General features: G+C 60.8%; 10 protein-coding genes. 5 read left to right on the top strand and 5 right to left on the bottom strand.

Annotation, left to right across the window (positions count from 1 at the left end; translation table 11 throughout):
- Positions 1 to 9: 9 nt before the first annotated feature.
- A complete protein-coding gene (locus RGV33_RS15335; RefSeq protein ID WP_003210853.1) occupies positions 10 to 861 on the top strand; it encodes an urea carboxylase-associated family protein in 852 nt (283 codons plus the stop codon).
- Between the two features lie 30 nt (positions 862 to 891).
- On the opposite strand, the gene RGV33_RS15330 is transcribed toward RGV33_RS15335, so the two are convergent.
- The 5 genes from RGV33_RS15330 to RGV33_RS15310 form a co-directional block, all read right to left on the bottom strand.
- Positions 892 to 1,869: an ABC transporter permease gene (locus RGV33_RS15330; RefSeq protein ID WP_322144990.1), complete on the bottom strand. Its 978-nt coding sequence runs from the start codon at positions 1,867 to 1,869 to the stop codon at positions 892 to 894.
- On the bottom strand, positions 1,866 to 2,858 hold the full coding sequence (locus RGV33_RS15325) for an ABC transporter permease (protein WP_322144989.1): 993 nt from the start codon (positions 2,856 to 2,858) through the stop codon (positions 1,866 to 1,868). The genes RGV33_RS15330 and RGV33_RS15325 overlap by 4 nt, the downstream gene beginning before the upstream one ends.
- Complete coding sequence (locus RGV33_RS15320) at positions 2,845 to 4,380, bottom strand: sugar ABC transporter ATP-binding protein (protein ID WP_322144988.1); 1,536 nt, start codon at positions 4,378 to 4,380, stop codon at positions 2,845 to 2,847. The genes RGV33_RS15325 and RGV33_RS15320 overlap by 14 nt, the downstream gene beginning before the upstream one ends.
- Entirely contained in the window at positions 4,380 to 5,369 is a 990-nt protein-coding gene (locus tag RGV33_RS15315; protein WP_322144987.1) for a sugar ABC transporter substrate-binding protein, read from the bottom strand. The genes RGV33_RS15320 and RGV33_RS15315 overlap by 1 nt, the downstream gene beginning before the upstream one ends.
- A gap of 149 nt (positions 5,370 to 5,518) precedes the next feature.
- On the bottom strand, positions 5,519 to 7,447 hold the full coding sequence (locus RGV33_RS15310; RefSeq protein ID WP_322144986.1) for a PAS domain S-box protein: 1,929 nt from the start codon (positions 7,445 to 7,447) through the stop codon (positions 5,519 to 5,521).
- A 301-nt stretch (positions 7,448 to 7,748) separates the two neighbouring features.
- On the opposite strand from RGV33_RS15310, the gene mexE reads away from it, so the two are divergent.
- The 4 genes from mexE (at position 7,749) to RGV33_RS34270 (ending at position 14,293) form a co-directional block, all read left to right on the top strand.
- On the top strand, positions 7,749 to 8,990 hold the full coding sequence (mexE, locus tag RGV33_RS15305; RefSeq protein ID WP_322144985.1) for a multidrug efflux RND transporter periplasmic adaptor subunit MexE: 1,242 nt from the start codon (positions 7,749 to 7,751) through the stop codon (positions 8,988 to 8,990).
- A gap of 15 nt (positions 8,991 to 9,005) precedes the next feature.
- The gene (locus tag RGV33_RS15300; protein WP_322144984.1) at positions 9,006 to 12,185 is read left to right on the top strand and encodes an efflux RND transporter permease subunit; all 3,180 of its coding nucleotides are present in this window, start codon (positions 9,006 to 9,008) and stop codon (positions 12,183 to 12,185) included.
- Complete coding sequence (locus tag RGV33_RS15295) at positions 12,182 to 13,597, top strand: TolC family protein (RefSeq protein ID WP_322144983.1); 1,416 nt, start codon at positions 12,182 to 12,184, stop codon at positions 13,595 to 13,597. Before RGV33_RS15300 ends, RGV33_RS15295 begins: the two co-directional genes overlap by 4 nt.
- A 300-nt stretch (positions 13,598 to 13,897) precedes the next feature.
- A complete protein-coding gene (locus RGV33_RS34270) occupies positions 13,898 to 14,293 on the top strand; it encodes a cupin-like domain-containing protein (protein ID WP_416152074.1) in 396 nt (131 codons plus the stop codon).
- Positions 14,294 to 14,320: the final 27 nt, after the last annotated feature.

Here is a 14,320-nt window from a genome sequence, read left to right as displayed (position 1 = left end):
GGACCTACCATGTACAAGGACTATCCAGCAGCCTACCAAGTCAGCAAAGGCGCTGCCTTGCAGGTCGACAAAGCCTTCTATGACCGTGTGCGCGAGTCCCGGGATGGCCGCACCCTGATCGAGCAATTCGAAGTGCCGATCCGCACCGGCCGCGCCTGGAAAGTGCCGGCAGGCCATGTGTTCCGCGTGACCACCCCGGTGGGCCCGCAGGTCGGCGACTTCAACGTGTGGAGTGCCAACGACCCCCGCGAACGCATGTGGGCGGCACGTACCCGCCAACTGCAAGGCGCCCACGTCACGACCTACGATCGCCTATGGTCGAACCTGCCGTTTTTGCGGCCGATGGTCACCATCACCGACGACAGCCTGGCCGACTACGGCATCGATGAACATGGCGGGCGCCTGCACGACTTGCTCGGCACGCGCTGCGACCCCTACGTGAACAAGATGCTCACCGGCGAAGACTTCCACCACCACTGCCACTCCAACCTGACCCGTGCCGTGTTGCCCCATGGCTTGACCGAGTTCGACGTGCACGACGTGCTGAATATCTTCCAGTGCACCGGCCTGAACCACGACGACATGTACTTCATGAAAGCCTGCCCGGCCAAACAGGGCGACTACCTGGAGTTCTTTGCCGAAATCGACCTGCTGTGCGCCCTCTCCACCTGCCCCGGCGGCGACCTGTCGCTACCAATGTGGGGCCCGGATGCCGAAGACCCGCTGAAGGTCTGCCGGCCGCTGGGGGTTGAGATCTACCGTCTCGACGACGCGCTGCTGGAGGGCTGGAAACAGCCCGAGCGCGCCGCCTACAACGGCAACCACGGGCTGTTGATTCCCAAGGCCGACTGGGAAAAGTAACCGCCAGGTCGACACCTGGGGCGCTGCGCCTCAGGTGTTTTGGGCAATCCTGCGGCTGATAAAGCTGAAAGCCAACACGACAAAAATCAGCACGCCAGTGGCCACTTGCTGCCAGTAGAAATTCCAGCCGATCAATAGCAAGCCATTGGCGATGACATTGATAAACAGCACGCCCAATAGCGTGCCCGGAATATTCGCCCGGCCCTGGCGATTCAGGGTGGTTCCGATAAACACCGCGCCAATCGCATTCAGCAGGAATGCATTGCCCGACAGCGGCACATAGGCGCTCACCGTCGAACTGAGCAGAATCCCCGCCACCCCACACGCCAGCGCCGCCGCCAGCACCGTGGTGGTGACGATGCGCCGCGCCGACAACCCCGAGTAATACGCCAGCAGCGGCTGGGTGCCGTGAGCCAACAGTTCACGCCCCAGGCGCCCACGGGCCAGTAGCAGGCCATACACCACCGCCAACACCAGTACGATCATTAACGGCAATGGCACGCCCAATGGACTGAAGTTCGCCAGTTCCGGCTTGAACCCTTGCGCAATGTAGATCGGCTGGCCGCCATCGGAGAGCAACTGCTGGGCACTGGTGCCGATAAACAAGGTGCCCAGGGTTGCCAGGAACGGGCTGATCCGCAGGCCCGCGATCAACCCGGCATTGAACAGCCCTACCAGCAGCCCGGCGGCCAACGCGCCCGCGACCGCCACACCCAACCCGTGCCCGGCATTCAGCAGCACCACAAAGCTGAAACTGGCGAAATCCAGCGCCGTACCCACCGACAAATCGATGCCGCCAGCCGCCACGGCGTAAGTCATGCCGATGGCGACAATCGCCAGCAGCACAAAGTTATTCAGCACCAGGCTTTTCAGGTTGCCGCCACTGAGAAACCCCGGCGCCTGCCAGGCAAACACCAGCACAATGGCCACGAACACCAGCGGCAACGTCAGGGGCAACAGTGACCGCCAACCGCCACCGTGTGCTTGCAGCGTGGATACCCGACTCATGAATGCTCTCCCCGGTTCAATGCGCTGGAAGCCGCGACCACCAACAGAATCAGCACGCCCTGCACCCCGTTGACCCAGAAGCTCGACAGGTTGAGCAACTGAAACCCGTTGATCAAAAAACCGATCAACAAGGTCGCCAGCAAGGTGCCGGGGATGCTCGCTACCAGCCGCCGGGAAAACACCACCCCGAGAAACGCAATCGCGACCACCGACAGCAACATGTCGCCGGAGCCGGTGGTGCTGCCGCTGAAAAACGCCGCCGAACACAACGCCGCCACCGCCGCACACAGCCCCGACAGCAAATAGCTGGAAAGCACATAGGCCGGTACCCGAACCCCTGCGGCCTCGGCGGCGTGCGGGTACTCGCCGACGGCATGCAGGCGCAGGCCGTAGGCGGTGTGCTGGATCAGCAGGGTCAGCACGAATGCCGTCACCAGCAACACCCAGGCGAGGGCCGGCACTGCCAGCCAGGTTGCGCCACTGAGCAGGTCGAGCAACGGTGAATCCGTAGAAACCACGGTATTTTCGGTCAGGACCAACTCCAACCCGGCCAGCACATTCATGCTTGCCAGAGTGGCGAGCAACGGTGGCAAACGCAGCACCACCACGGCCAGGCCATTGAGCAGGCCCACCGCCAGGCCACAGCCCAAAGTCAGCAGCAGGCTTGCCCAAAGGTCCAGACCGGCGTTGTTGAGTCGGCTGAACACCGCCGCGCACAACCCCAGATTCGCCGCCAGCGACAGGTCGAGCCCGCCGGCCACCACGTTGGAGCCGCCGCCGATAATCACGCAGGTCAGGCCGAAGGCAAGCACGCCGAGGATCGCTGACTGGCTGAACACATTGGCAATATTGCCCACCGACAGGAAGTTCGGCGCGGCAATGGCGAACCCCAGCAGGATCGCCAGGAACACCCCGACCGAACCCCGTCGCAGCAACAGCACCCATACCCGTTGGGACAAGCCTGGGGCAGCGCTTTCAAGCAGGTGCATGTGCCACCTCCCGGCTTACGGGTGCAGATAAAACAGGTTGCACCGCGCCGGTGGCACACGCCAACAGTTGATCACTGTCCGTCTCACCGGCCTGGAATTCACCGGCGATTTGGCCGCGATGCATCACCAGGATGCGGTCGCAAATCCCCAGCAGTTCCGGCAGGTCAGAAGACAGCACCAGCACCGCAGCGCCCTCTTCCACCAGGCGCCCGACCAGGCGGTAAATCTCGACTTTGGCACCGACATCCACGCCCACGCACGGCTCGTCCAGCAGGTACACCGCCGAGCGCCGACTTAGCCATTTACCCAAGGCGACCTTCTGCTGATTGCCTCCGCTGAGTTGGCTGACGGCGGCCTGCGGGCCCGGGGTCTTGATTGCCAGTTCTTCGATCAGGCGCAGGCTTTCGGAATGCTCCCGGCGCTTGCTCAACAAACCCCAGCGGCTGAACCGCTCAAGTCCGGCCAGGGTGAGGTTCTCCAGCACCGTGAGCAGTGGCGAAATCCCTTGGCTGCGACGCTCTTCCGGCACCAGCGCGATCCCTTGGGCGATGGCGTCACCGGGCGAACGCAAGCGCAACAAGCGTCCTTCCAGATGAATGCTGCCGCTGTCGGGACGCACCACCCCAAACAGGGCCTTGAGCAAGTCCTTGGCCCCCGACCCGACCAGCCCGGTCAGCCCGACGATTTCGCCCCGGCGCAACTCCAGATCGATCTGCCGGTAGCGCCGCGCCAGGTTCAGCGAGCGCACTTGCAGCAATGGCGCGCCCGGTTCGACCCGCGCCTTGGGGTACATTTCCTGCACCTCGCGGTTGACCATCAACCGCGCAATCTGCGCGCTGGAGGTATGCCGAGGCTCCACCACCGCCACATCGCGGCCATTGCGCAGCACCGTGACTTCATCGCACAGGCTGTCGATTTCCTGCAGGTAATGGGAGATGTACAGGATCGACAAACCCTGGTCCCGCAGGCGCTTGACGATGCGCAGCAGCTGGTCGACCTCACGCTTGACCAGCGCCACGCTGGGTTCGTCGAACACCAGGATTTTCGGCTTGCGAATCAACGCCCGGGTGATTTGCAGCACCTGGCGCTCGGCGCTGTTCAACTCGCCTACCAGCGCCCCGGCCGGTAGTTGCAATTCAAAATATTCTGCCAACAAGCGCTCGGCTTCGCGCTGTTGCCGACGCCGGTCGACAAACGGCCCACGGCGTAACTCGTGCCCAAAAAACAGCGCCTCGCCGACGGTAAAACTTGCTGGCAACAGCCGCTCCTGATGAATGAACTGCACGCCAAGCGTGTCCACCTGGCGCGGCGACAATGCCGCATATGGCCGACCGTCGATGCTCACCTGCCCCGAGTCTGCCTTGTGGATCCCCGCCAGGACCTTGATCAAGGTCGACTTGCCGGCACCGTTCTCGCCCACCAGGCCGTGAATGGTGCCGCGCTCGACTTTCAGGCTCGCATCATCCAGGGCCAGGGTGGCGCCGAAACGTTTGCGCAGGTGCTGCAAGTGCAACGCTGCCATCAATCACCCCGCAGTTGCTGGACTTGCGCCAGGTTGGCCGCCGTGGTCAACAGCGTCGGCACGTGGGTTTCCTTGGGCAAGTCGCGCTGCCCGGCCAGGTAACGGGCCACGTTCTGCACCGCGGTCTTGCCGATCAGCGCCGGTTGCTGGGCCACCACGGCGCCCACCGGCGAATTGGCCTGGCCGAGCAGCTCCAGCACTTCAGGCGTGCCATCGACGCCGTAGGTCTTGATCTCGGTGCGCTTGGCATCAATCAACGCCTTGCTCGCCCCCAGTTGCGGAATGTCCCACGCCGCCCAGATCGCCGAGACGCTGCCGGCCGGGTACTTGTTGAGCAACGCCGACACCTGGGAATAAGCATCCTGCACGGTGTTGGGGATCACATCGCGCAGTTCCGGCTCGATGATCTCCAACTGCGGGTGGTCCTTGAGCGCCAGTTTCAACTGGTCGTAGCGAATCGCGCACACCGGCACGCCGTAGAAGCCGTTGAACACCAGGATCTTGCCCTTGCCCCCGGCATCCTTGATCAGTTGATCGGCCAGGGCCTTGCCGGTGGCGACGTTATCGGAGGTGGTGTTGTTGAGGCTGTATTGCGAAGGCGCATCGATGGTGAATAGCGGGATGCCCGCCTTGCTGATGCGCTTGAGCCACGGGTCAATCACACTGAGCGTACCGAGGGTCTGGATCACGGCATCGGGTTTCTGGGTGACCACGGTTTGCAGTTGGGTGACCAGGTTCTTGTCATTGCGCCCGGCATCCAGGGTGATGGGCGTGCCGCCGAGGCGTTTGATCTCGTCGACCTGGGCCTGGAACGCCTTGATATCGAAGTAGTGACTGGTGCCAGTCATGCTCACCGCTATGCGCTTGCCGGCCAGGGACGGCACCGCGTCATCGCCATCGGCGGCGGCCTGGGACACGGCGGCATGGCCCAGCAACAATGCTGCGCCAAGCCAGATGAAACGTGAACGCGAGAAAAAGGTGCAAGGCATACTGGGCTCCGCTGAACGACGGGTGAAAGGGTTCACCTGTGCTTTGCAGAGCCCGTGCCATATTTTTTATTCAGTTAAATCAGTTAGTTAAAAATATCCATTAGGGCCGGACTGTGCCGCGCAGACCACAACTGCCCGACTGCTGTTGTTCAGCCAACAGTTGGCTGCGCAAGCGCCTGGGCCATCACCTCCGCCAATTGCAACTGGCTGTAGGGTTTGAACAGTCGCGGCAGTGTCGCAATGGGGCCATCCAGGTTCAGCGCGTAGCCAGTGGCGAGAATAATTGGCAAGCCGGGCAGCATCGCCCGCACACGCTCGGCCAATTGCGCCCCGTCCATGTGCGGCATGGCCATGTCGGTGATCATCAGGTCGATGCCCGGGTGCTGCGCAAAGCACTGCAGGGCCACGGCCCCGCTGGCGGCCCAGATCACTCGATGGCCAAGGTCTTCAAGCAACAGCTTGGTGCTGTTGAGCACCAGGCTGTCGTCATCCACTACCAATATCGTCAATGTCTTGAACGCTGGAGCGGCGAGTTCCACAACCGGCGAGGGTGCGTTGATGACCTTGCTGGTTGCCAGGGGCAGCCACAGTTCGGCACGCGTGCCCAGCCCTATCGTACTTTGCATCACCAGGCGGCCACCCAGCTGTTCTGCCAGGCCATGGACCATTGATAGCCCAAGACCGGTGCCCTTGCCCACGCCCTTGGTGGTAAAGAACGGGTCCGCGGCACGGGCCAGGGTTTGTGGGTCCATGCCTTCGCCCTCATCGACGATCGACAGGCATACGTATTGCCCGTGGCGAAGCGTTCCCTCGGCTTCACGCACCTGGGCGTCGATGGCCAGCGCGCCGCCGCCAGGCATCGCGTCACGGGCATTGCTGGCAAGGTTGAGCAGGGCCAGTTCCAATTGGTTGATGTCGGCATGCACGGCGGGCAGGTCAGGGGCCAGATGCGCCTGCACCTGCACCTTGGGCCCTACCGAGCTGCACAACAGGCCGAGAATATTGGTGACCATCTGCGGCAAATACACCGCTTCGGTTTTCAGCTCCTGGCGCCGGGCGAAAGCCAGCATGCGCTGGGTCAATGACACCCCCCGGTCGGTGCCGAGCACGGCATTGTCCACCAGGCGCGACAGTTTCGGGTTGTCGCCGACGTGCTTGCGCAACAGCTCCAGGTTGCCACGCACCACCGTCAGCAGGTTATTGAAGTCGTGGGCAATGCCGCCGCTGAGTTGCCCCACGGCTTGCAGTTTCTGTGACTGGAACAACGCCTCACGTGCCAGCTCCAGTTCTTTTTGCGCCTGCACCACCTCGCTGATATCGCGGGTGATCTTGGCAAAGCCCAGCACCTCGCCGGTGTCGGACCAGATCGGGTCGATAATCACGTGGGCCAAAAACTGCGAACCGTCTTTACGCACCCGCCAGCCCTGCTTCTCGAACCGGCCTTCGCGGGCAGCCACTTCCAGCGCGCGCTGGGGTTCACCGTTGGCGCGGTCCTGGGCGGTGTAGAACAGCGAAAAATGTTGGCCGATGACTTCCAGGGGCAAGTACCCCTTGATGTGCTGCGCTCCCAGGTTCCAACTGCTGACGCGGCCCACGGGGTCGAGCATATAGATGGCGTAGTCGGTGACGCTCTGCACCAGCAGGCGAAACTGTTGCTCACTCTGCTTGAGGGTTTGCTCGGCAATCTTATGATCGGTCAGGTCGCGGGTAATCTTCGCGAAGCCCAGCAGGCTGCCATCGGGATCACGGATCGGGTCGATCACCACATGGCACCAGAAGTGCGTGCCGTCCTTGCGCACACGCCAGCCTTCGCCCTCGAATCGCCCCTCTTCGGTAGCCGCTTTTAACGCCCGCTCGGGCATGCCGGCCTCGCGGTCCTGTGGGGTGTAGAAACACGAAAAATGCGAACCGAGGATCTCTGCCTCCTGGTAGCCCTTGAATCGCCGGGCGCCGGAGTTCCAACTGACGACAATACCGTTGGGGTCCAGCATATAAATCGCATAGTCGATCACGGCATCGACCAATAGACGGAAACGATCATTTTCGAGCACGCTACGCAGCGCAGGTGTATCAGGCATGGGACTCTCCGCTGTTATGGTTCAGCGTTTGGTTGGGGCTCGATAAGTGTGGCCTAAAAGCACCTGCCAAGTGGTGTGATTTTGCGCGACAATCGCCTGCCTCCGGGGTTCCTTGCATTCGGCGCAACAGTCCTTTGTCATCAACACTATTGATAGCTCCCTAACGAAACCCCCATTCTAGAGGGCTTGCCGTACGCTTATATCATTCCGAATGATAGTTACCTTTGTTTCATTCGATTCGTGAGATAGCACCCTGCCGAGCATGATCCGCCCATCTTAAATACATTGGCGGATGCACCTCATGGAACAGTCACTCAAACATTTGCGCTATCCCCTGGCCATTTTGGCCGTGCTGGTGATGAGCGCGTGCGGCAAGACACCAGAACAAGCGGCCGCCATGCCACCCAGCCATGTCAGCGTGGCCAAGGTGCTGGAACAACCGGTCAACGAGTGGGACGAGTTCACCGGCCGCCTCGAAGCGCCGGAAACCGTGCAGATCCGCCCGCGCGTATCGGGCCAGATCGACCAGGTAGCTTTCACCGAAGGCGCGCTGGTCAAGAAAGGCGACTTGCTGTTCCAGATCGACCCACGTCCGTTCCAGGCTGAAGTGCGCCGCCTCGAAGCCCAGCTCGCGCAAACCAAAGCCGCCGCCACCCGCAGCGATAACGAAGCCCAGCGCGGTGAACGCTTGCGCCAGAGCAATGCGATCTCCGCCGAACTGGCCGACTCGCGCACCACCGCCGCCCAGGAAGCCCACGCCACCGTGGCCGGCATCCAGGCGCAGTTGGACCTGGCCAAGCTGAACCTGAGCTTCACCCGTGTGACTTCGCCCATCAGCGGCCGTGTCAGCCGTGCCGAGATCACCGCCGGCAACCTGGTGACCGCCGATGTCACCGCGCTGACCAGCGTGGTGTCTACCGACAAGGTCTACGCCTACTTCGACGCCGATGAGCGCGTGTACCTCAAGTACACCGAACTCGCGCGCCAGGGCCGCCGTGGCGCTACCACCCCGGTGTACCTGGGCCTGTCCAATGAAACCGGCAACCCGCACCTGGGCCAGATGAACTTCGTCGACAACCAGGTCAACCCGGCCACCGGCACCATTCGCGGTCGCGCCGTGTTTGACAACAGCAAGGGCGAATACACCCCTGGCCTGTATGCCCGCTTGAAGCTGGTAGGCAGCGGCACCTACTCCGCCGTGTTGATCAATGACGAAGCCGTGGGCACTGACCTGGGCAAGAAGTTCGTGCTGGTGATGGACGGTGACAAGCCGGCCTATCGCGCCGTGGAACTGGGACCGAAGATCGAAGGCTTGCGCATCGTGCGCAGCGGCCTCACCAAAGACGACACGATCATCGTCAAGGGCCTGCAGCGCGTTCGCCCGGGATCGCCGGTTGCCCCGGAAACCATCCCGATGGCCAGCAAGGAAACCCTCGCCGCCTTGGCACAACAACGACAAGCGCTTGAAGCCAGCAACCTGGAGCAAGTGGCGCCGGATAAAGCCGCGCCAAAACTTGCCAGCGTCGCGACTCCACGCGGTTAAGGGATACAACTCAAGATGAATTTTTCCAAGTTCTTCATTTCGCGGCCGATCTTCGCAGCGGTGCTGTCGCTGTTGATCCTGATCGCGGGTGCGATCTCGCTGTTCCAGTTGCCGATCAGCGAATACCCGGAAGTGGTGCCGCCGACCGTAGTGGTTCGCGCCAACTTCCCGGGCGCCAACCCTAAAGTCATCGGTGAAACCGTAGCCGCTCCGCTGGAGCAGGCCATCACCGGCGTCGAGAACATGCTGTACATGTCCTCGCAGTCGACCGCCGACGGCAAGCTGACCCTGACCATCACCTTCGCCCTGGGCACCGACCTGGACAACGCGCAGGTGCAGGTGCAGAACCGTGTAACCCGCACGCAGCCCAAGCTGCCTGAGGAAGTGACGCGCATCGGTATTACCGTGGACAAGGCCTCCCCCGACCTGACCATGGTGGTGCACATCACCTCCCCGGATCAGCGCTACAACATGCTCTACCTGTCCAACTACGCGATCCTCAATATCAAGGATGAGTTGGCACGGCTAGGCGGCGTGGGCGATGTGCAGTTGTTCGGCATGGGCGACTACTCCCTGCGTGTGTGGCTGGACCCGAACAAGACCGCCTCACGCAACCTGACCGCCACCGATGTGGTCACGGCCATTCGTGAACAGAACCGCCAGGTGGCGGCCGGTGCATTGGGCGCGCAGCCTGCGCCCAATGACACCAGCTTCCAACTGTCGGTCAATACCCAGGGCCGTCTGGTCACTGAGGAAGAGTTCGAAAATATCGTGATCCGTGCCGGCGACAACGGCGAAATCACGCGCCTGAAGGACATCGCGCGGGTTGAGCTGGGTTCCAGCCAGTACGCCCTGCGCTCCTTGATCGATAACCAGCCGGCCGTGGCGATACCGATCTTTCAGCGTCCAGGCTCCAACGCAATCGACATCTCCAATGAAGTGCGCGCCAAGATGGCGGAGCTCAAACAAAGCTTCCCGGAGGGCATGGATTACCGTATCGCCTATGACCCTACAGTGTTCGTGCGCGGCTCCATCGAGGCGGTGGTTCACACCCTGTTCGAAGCACTGATCCTGGTCGTGCTGGTGGTAATCCTGTTCCTGCAAACCTGGCGCGCCTCGATCATTCCGTTGGTGGCGGTGCCGGTATCGCTGATCGGTACGTTTGCGGTCATGCACCTGTTTGGCTTCTCGCTCAACGCGCTGTCGCTGTTCGGCCTGGTACTCGCCATCGGTATCGTGGTGGACGACGCCATCGTGGTGGTGGAGAACGTCGAGCGGAACATTGAATTGGGACTCGAACCGTTCCCGGCGACTGAAAAGGCCATGAGCGAAGTGACCGGCCCGATCATCGCTACCGCGTTGGTACTGTGTGCGGTGTTCATTCCAGCGGCGTTTATCAGCGGCTTGACCGGGCAGTTCTATAAGCAATTTGCCTTGACCATTGCGATTTCGACGGTGATTTCGGCGTTCAACTCGCTGACCTTGTCCCCTGCCCTCGCAGCGGTATTGCTTAAAGGTCACAACGCACCGAAAGACGGCTTCTCGAGGTTCCTCGACAAGGTGCTGGGTGGCTGGTTGTTCAAACCGTTCAACCGCTTCTTCGACAAGGCCAGCCATGGTTACGTCGGCACTGTGCGCCGGGTAATTCGCGGCAGTGGCATCGCGCTGTTCCTGTACGCCGGCCTGATGGTCCTGACCTGGCTGGGCTTTGCCCACACGCCGACCGGTTTCGTACCCGCCCAGGACAAGCAATACCTGGTGGCCTTCGCGCAATTGCCGGACGCCGCGAGCCTGGACCGCACCGAAGATGTGATCAAGCGCATGTCGGACATCGCCATGAAACAGCCTGGCGTGGAAAGCGCTATCGCGTTCCCTGGCTTGTCGATCAACGGTTTTACCAACAGCCCGAACAACGGCATCGTGTTCGTGACCTTGAAGCCGTTCGATGAGCGTAAAGACCCGAGCCTGTCTGCCGGTGCGATTGCTGGTGCACTGAATGGCAAGTACGCCAGCATCCAGGACGCCTACATGGCGATCTTCCCACCGCCGCCGGTACAGGGCCTGGGTACGATCGGCGGGTTCCGCCTGCAGGTCGAAGACCGTGGCAACCTGGGGTACGACGAGCTTTACAAGGAAGTGCAGAACATCATCACCAAAAGCCGTGGTGTGCCTGAGTTGTTCGGCCTGTTCACCAGCTACACGGTCAACGTGCCCCAGGTCGATGCTGCCATCGACCGCGAAAAGGCCAAGACCCATGGCGTGGCGATCAGTGACATCTTCGACACCCTGCAGATCTACCTGGGCTCGTTGTATGCCAACGACTTCAACCGCTTCGGCCGTACTTATCAGGTCAACGTGCAGGCTGAACAGCAGTTCCGCCAGGATGAAGACCAGATCGGCCAATTGAAAGTGCGCAACAACAAAGGCGAGATGATCCCGCTGGCGACCTTCATCAAGGTCAGCGACACCTCGGGCCCGGACCGCGTGATGCACTACAACGGCTTCATCACGGCCGAGATCAACGGCAACGCCGCACCAGGCTACAGCTCCGGCCAGGCCCAGGTTGCGATCGAGAAACTGTTGAAAGACGAGTTACCCAACGGCATGACCTATGAGTGGACTGACCTGACCTATCAGCAAATCCTCTCGGGCAACACCGCACTGTTTGTGTTCCCGCTCTGCGTACTGCTGGCGTTCCTGGTACTGGCCGCCCAATACGAAAGCTGGAGCCTGCCACTGGCGGTGATCCTGATCGTACCGATGACCCTGCTGTCGGCCATCACCGGGGTGATTATCTCCGGCGGCGACAACAACATCTTTACCCAGATCGGCTTGATCGTACTGGTGGGGCTTGCGTGTAAGAACGCGATTCTGATCGTCGAGTTTGCCAAGGACAAACAGCAGGAAGGCCTCGACCCACTGGCTGCGGTACTGGAAGCCTGCCGTCTGCGTCTGCGGCCGATCCTGATGACCTCGTTCGCCTTCATCATGGGTGTAGTGCCGCTGGTGTTGTCCAGCGGTGCCGGTGCCGAGATGCGTCATGCGATGGGCGTGGCGGTGTTCTCCGGGATGATCGGCGTGACCTTCTTCGGTCTGCTGTTGACGCCAGTGTTCTATGTACTGATCCGCCGGTTTGTCGAGCGCGGTGAGGCCCGTAAAGCGGCCAAGGCCTTGAAGCTGGAGACACAGCAATGAGCGTGAAAGTATTTTTGCCGAGCTTACTGGTACTGGCCCTGAGCGCCTGTGCCGTGGGCCCGGACTATAAAACCCAGCCACTGGAGGCGGCCAACGTAACGGCCGCCGCCGATGCCAAGCAGTACGACCACGCGAAGTTCGAAGGCATCTGGTGGCAGCAATTCGAAGACCCGACCCTTAACCAGTTGGTGACTCAATCGCTGCAGGGCAACCGCGACCTGCGGGTGGCATTTGCCCGCCTGCGGGCCGCCCGGGCGATTCGTGACGATGCCGCCAACGACGTGATGCCGGTGATCACCAGCCGCGTCAGCAGTGATGTGGGCAAGGGCCAGATTCCTGGCCAAACCACCAATCGCGTCAACAGCGAGCGTTATGACCTGGGCCTGGACATGGCGTGGGAAGTGGACCTGTTTGGACGCATCCGCCGCAACCTGGAGGCCAGCGACGCTGACCAACAGGTTGCCGAAGCCGACCTCTATCAGTTGCAAGTCACCATGATTGCCGAACTGGTGGACGCCTACGGCCAACTGCGCGGCGCACAACTGCGCGAGAAAATCGCGGTGGCCAACCTGAAGAACCAGGAAGACTCGCGTGGCATCACCGTCAGCCTGCGCGATGCCGGTGTGGGTGATCAGCTTGACGTGGTGCGTGCCGATGCGCGCCTGGCGGCTGTAGAAGCCAGCGTGCCGCAACTGCAGGCTGAAGAAGTACGCGAGCGTAATCGCATCGCCACCCTTCTCGGCCAGCGCCCAGACAAGTTGACCGTGGACCTGAGCCCGAAAGACTTGCCGGCGATTGCCAAGGCGTTGCCGATTGGTGACCCGGGGCAGTTGTTGCAGCGTCGTCCGGACATTCTCAGCGCCGAGCGCAAGTTGGCCGCGGCCACGGCGCGGATCGGGGTGGCCAAGGCTGACCTGTTTCCACGGGTGAGCCTCAGTGGGTTCCTTGGTTTTACCGCCGGGCGCGGTTCGCAGATTGGATCGGCGGCGGCGAATGCCTGGTCGTTGGGCCCGAGCATTACCTGGGCTGCGTTTGACCTGGGTAGCGTGCGGGCGCGGTTGCGCGGCGCGGATGCCGAGGCGGATGGTGCTCTGGCGACCTATGAGCAGCAGGTGTTGTTGGCGCTGGAAGAATCGGAAAATGCCTTCAGTGATTACGGCAAACGCCAGCAGCGCCTGGTTTCGCTGATTCGTCAGAGTGAGTCGAGCCGTGCTGCTGCCGATCTGGCAGAGATTCGCTACCGCGAAGGGACCGTGGATTTCCTGGTGTTGCTTGATGCCCAGCGTGAGCGTCTGGCCGCCGAGGATTCCCAGGCCCAGGCCGAGGTGGATCTGTATCGCGGGATTGTCGCGATCTACAAGGCGTTGGGTGGTGGCTGGCAGCCGGATACCACGATCGCCAGTGCGAAGTGATGTGATGTAAAGAGCTCCTTTGGTTGGTCGCATCCAGCCAATTTTTAGCCCCATGGCCTCATTCGGTCGTGGGGCTTTTTTTTGTTTGGAGCGTCCTAAAATATTGAAAGTTACTTCTGTAAGCCAAATAACATGTTCTTCGTGGGCAATTTCCTAATACCGCGCTGCGCCTGACGAACAGACTTAAATATTTTTTGTCGCAGCGGCCATTTCTTCTATTACGACGGCATTCATACGTAAAATGATGAAATGTCTGTTTGCGTAATGCTCGCAAAATGATCTTTACTCAAGAGGTACTGGTTGACTCAGCAATTCCGAGACTCTTCTCTGAGACATGTATCAAGCCCTCTCCATACAGACTCTTTTTTCGTGAACTCTGTGTTAACCATGATTGTAGGTGAAGAAAAGGCACGCTTGGTATCACCCTCTCCCACATTTGCGGTTTCGAATGGACAAGATTTGTTTAATTCTGAAATTACTAATGACGTATTGGAGCGAGGTGCAGAAATTTTCGAGGGTACGATATCCGCGGGTGATGCCATTTATATCCCCCCGAGATGGTGGCATAACGTAATCAATTGCGGATTCACTATCGCGGTTCAAAACTTACATGTAGATACTCATAGGTTTTCACTTTTTGAGCAGCAAATGCGCGGGCGAGTCATGTACTTTAAACTTAAACTTCAAAACTCTTGAGCTTACAAAAAAACAGGAATTTAAATA

The organism is Pseudomonas sp. Bout1, from assembly GCF_034314165.1.
Classification (GTDB): domain Bacteria; phylum Pseudomonadota; class Gammaproteobacteria; order Pseudomonadales; family Pseudomonadaceae; genus Aquipseudomonas.
The sequence above is the reverse complement of the archived record's forward strand: the minus strand, read 5'-3'. Positions and strand labels throughout refer to the sequence as shown.